Origin of the sequence: Streptomyces sp. SID14436, from assembly GCF_010548465.1 — a bacterium.
Taxonomy (GTDB): Bacteria; Actinomycetota; Actinomycetes; order Streptomycetales; family Streptomycetaceae; genus Streptomyces.
This window is the reverse complement of sequence record NZ_JAAGMD010000327.1, coordinates 1-3348: the sequence shown is the minus strand read 5'-3', so window position 1 is coordinate 3348 and position 3348 is coordinate 1. Positions and strand designations below refer to the sequence as shown.

The 3348-nt window shown below is 73.4% G+C and carries 2 protein-coding genes and 1 pseudogene; 1 reads left to right on the top strand and 2 read right to left on the bottom strand.

The window, feature by feature from the left end; genetic code table 11:
* A pseudogene (locus G3I53_RS11845) lies at nucleotides 1-725 on the top strand (transcriptional regulator); the annotation flags it as partial.
* A gap of 21 nt (nucleotides 726-746) precedes the next feature.
* On the opposite strand, the gene G3I53_RS11840 reads toward G3I53_RS11845, so the two are convergent.
* Together G3I53_RS11840 and G3I53_RS11835 are read right to left on the bottom strand one after the other, a co-directional pair.
* The gene (locus G3I53_RS11840) at nucleotides 747-2489 is read right to left on the bottom strand and encodes a pyruvate dehydrogenase (RefSeq protein ID WP_164333225.1); all 1743 of its coding nucleotides are present in this window, start codon (nucleotides 2487-2489) and stop codon (nucleotides 747-749) included.
* Between the two features lie 66 nt (nucleotides 2490-2555).
* Nucleotides 2556-3348: protein phosphatase 2C domain-containing protein (locus tag G3I53_RS11835; protein WP_164438313.1), on the bottom strand; the 793-nt coding region annotated here is incomplete at its 5' end.

The following is a 3348-nucleotide window of genomic DNA, read 5'->3' as shown; positions in this document are numbered from 1 at the left end:
CCGCTTCCGGCGGGGCGGACGGCGCCGTGCCGTCCGCCTCGGCGGGTGCGGGGCGGGGCTCCGCCCCCGCGGCGACCGGTCCGGCACGGACCACCGCACCCGGGGGCACGCCGCTCACCTGGACCGTCAACCACCAGGCGTGGGCGTACGGCTGCGGGCACGACTACGTCGTCGACGCGCCGCCGGAGCGGGTGCCGCCGCCCCCGGCTCCGCAGGACGCCGGGGTCTGGGCGGGCGCCCAGCGGGCGGTCCACGGGGGCGAGACGCTCGTCGAGCTGTCCGTGCAGGGCACGTCGGACACGGCCGTCGTCCTCACGGCCCTGCGCGTGCGGGTGGTCGGCCGGGACGCCCCCGCGGCGGGCAACGCCTACGCCATGGACCAGGGGTGCGGCGGCGCGCTCACCCCGCGGTACTTCGACGTCGACCTGGACAAGGACCGCCCGCTGGCCCGGCCGGTCGCCGGGAACGACGCGGGCACGCCGGTCCCGGCGGTGCGGATGCCCTACCGGGTCTCGGCGACGGACCCGGAGGTGCTGCTGGTCACCGCCCGGACCGACGCCTGCGACTGCCGCTGGTACCTGGAGCTGGACTGGTCGTCCCAGGGCCGCACCGGCACCGTCCGTGTCGACGACGGGGGCCGCCCGTTCCGCACCAGCGGCATCGAGGGCCTGCCGCACTACGAGTACGACACCTCCGGGCGCCGCTGGGCCCGCCGGTCCGGGTGACGTCCCCGGCCCGCCGCGCGGTCAGGGCCGGGGCACGTTCCGCAGGTTGGACCGGGCCATCTGCACCATGCGTCCGACGCCGCCGTCCAGCACCATCTTGGAGGCGGACAGCGCGAAGCCGGTCACCATCTCCTTGCTGATCTTCGGCGGGATGGACAGCGCGTTGGGGTCGGTGACGACGTCGACGAGGGCCGGCCCCTTGTGGCGGAACGCGGACTTCAGGGCCCCGGCGAGCTCCTTCGGCTTCTCCACGCGCACCCCGTGGGCACCGCAGGCGCGGGCGACGGCGGCGAAGTCCGGGTTCTTCATGGCGGTGCCGTGCGAGGGCAGTCCGGCGACCAGCATCTCCAACTCGACCATGCTCAGGGAGTGGTTGTTGAACAGCACGACCTTCACCGGCAGGTCGTACTGGACCAGGGTGAGGAAGTCGCCCATCAGCATGCTGAATCCGCCGTCGCCCGACATGGAGACGACCTGCCGGCCCCGGTCGGTGAACTGCGCCCCGATGGCCATCGGCAGCGCGTTCGCCATCGAGCCGTGAGAGAACGAACCGATCACCCGGCGGCGGCCGTTGGGCGAGATGTAGCGGGCCGCCCAGACGTTGCACATGCCGGTGTCGACGGTGAACACCGCGTCGTCGTCGGCCACCTCGTCCAGCACGGACGCCACGTACTCGGGGTGGATCGGCACATGCTTGTCCACCTTCCGCGTGTACGCCTTCACCACGCCCTCCAGCGCGTCGGCGTGCTTCTTCAGCATCCGGTCGAGGAACGTGCGGTTGTCCTTGGTCCGCACGCGCGGGGTAAGACAGCGCAGCGTCTCGCGCACGTCGCCCCACACCGCCAGGTCCAGCTTGGAGCGGCGGCCGAGCACCTCGGGCCGCACGTCGACCTGCACGATCGGCACGTCGTCCGGGAGGAAGGCGTTGTACGGGAAGTCGGTGCCGAGCAGGATCAGCAGGTCGCACTCGTGGGTGGCCTCGTAGGCGGCGCCGTAGCCGAGCAGGCCGCTCATGCCGACGTCGAAGGGGTTGTCGTACTGGATCCACTCCTTGCCGCGCAGGGCGTGGCCGACCGGCGACTTGATCTTCTGGGCGAACTCCATGACCTCGGCGTGCGCGCCCTTGGTGCCGGCCCCGCAGAACAGGGTGACCTTCTCGGCGCCGTCGATCAGGTCGACGAGGCGGTCGATCTCCGCGTCACCCGGACGGACCGTCGGCCGGGAGGTGACCAGCGCGGTCTCGACGGCCTGTTCCGGGGCGGGCTGGTCGGCGATGTCGCCGGGCATGGAGACGACGCTGACACCGGAACGGCCGACGGCGTGCTGGATGGCGGTCTGGAGCAGCCGGGGCATCTGCTGCGGGCTGGAGATCATCTCGCTGTAGTGGCTGCACTCGCTGAACAGCCGGTCCGGGTGGGTTTCCTGGAAGAAGCCCAGGCCGATCTCGCTGGAGGGGATGTGGGAGGCGAGGGCGAGCACGGGCGCCATGGACCGGTGGGCGTCGTACAGGCCGTTGATGAGGTGCAGGTTGCCGGGCCCGCAGGAGCCCGCGCAGGCGCCGAGCCGGCCCGTGATCTGGGCCTCCGCGCCGGCCGCGAAGGCGGCGGTCTCCTCGTGCCGGACGTGGATCCAGTCGATGGCGGAGTGGCGGCGCACCGCGTCGACGACGGGGTTGAGACTGTCGCCGACCACGCCGTAGAGGCGCTTGACTCCCGCGCGGGTCAGGATGTCGACGAACTGTTCCGCGACGTTCTGTTTGGCCATGACTCCCGTGTGCCCCTTCGTCTCCCGGCGGACCCTCCGGGTTCCATGAAGTCACACCGGGGCCTGTCACGCCTCCCAAACGGCGACCGCCGTACGGTCGTCCGCGTACCCCTTGACGCGGACCTGGGTGTCGGCGAGGAAGGCCGCCAGGCCCGGCGGCTCGGGGCGTGACCACCGGCCCGCCAGGTGGGCGCGCAGGTCCTCCTCGCCGCGCAGCGGGTCGGCCAGCCCGGCGCTGCACATCAGGAGCGCGTCACCCGGCCGGGCTATGGAGGTGCGGAAACGGAAGGGTTCGCGGGGCGGTTCGGGCAGGTCGGTGAGGGTGGGCGAGGGCTCGTAGGCGCTGGGCGGCGCCGGGAGGCCGAGGTCCATGGTGAGGCGGTCGCCCCGGGGGGTCTCGGGGGGCGGCGAGCCGAAGCCGAGGACCGGTGCGCCGCGGACGTCGGCCACCCGGGGTTCGATGTCCTGCCACTCGCCGTCCCGCAGCCGGAACAGTCCGCCGGGTCCGACGCCGAAGAAGACCCGGGTGCGGCATTCGGGGTCGGCGGTGAGCAGCAGGCAGCGGAGGCTGGCCGCGTAGGCGTCCGGTTCGAGGCCCTGTTCGACGGCGTGGGCGCGGAGCCGGCCGAGGCTGCGGTCGGTGAGGCGGTTGAGTCCGGACTTGAGGTCGCCGCGCCGGGCGGCCCGGATGTCGTCGACCAGGCGGGCGTGGCTGCGGCCGACGGCCCGGCCGATCCACCGGCAGACCTCGTCGGCCGCGCGGTGCGCCCGGGGGGTGGCGCGCGCACCGGTCGCGACGGCGACGAGCACGAGGGCGCGTTCGCCGCTGCCGAAGCGGGCGGTGAGCAGGGCGTCCCGG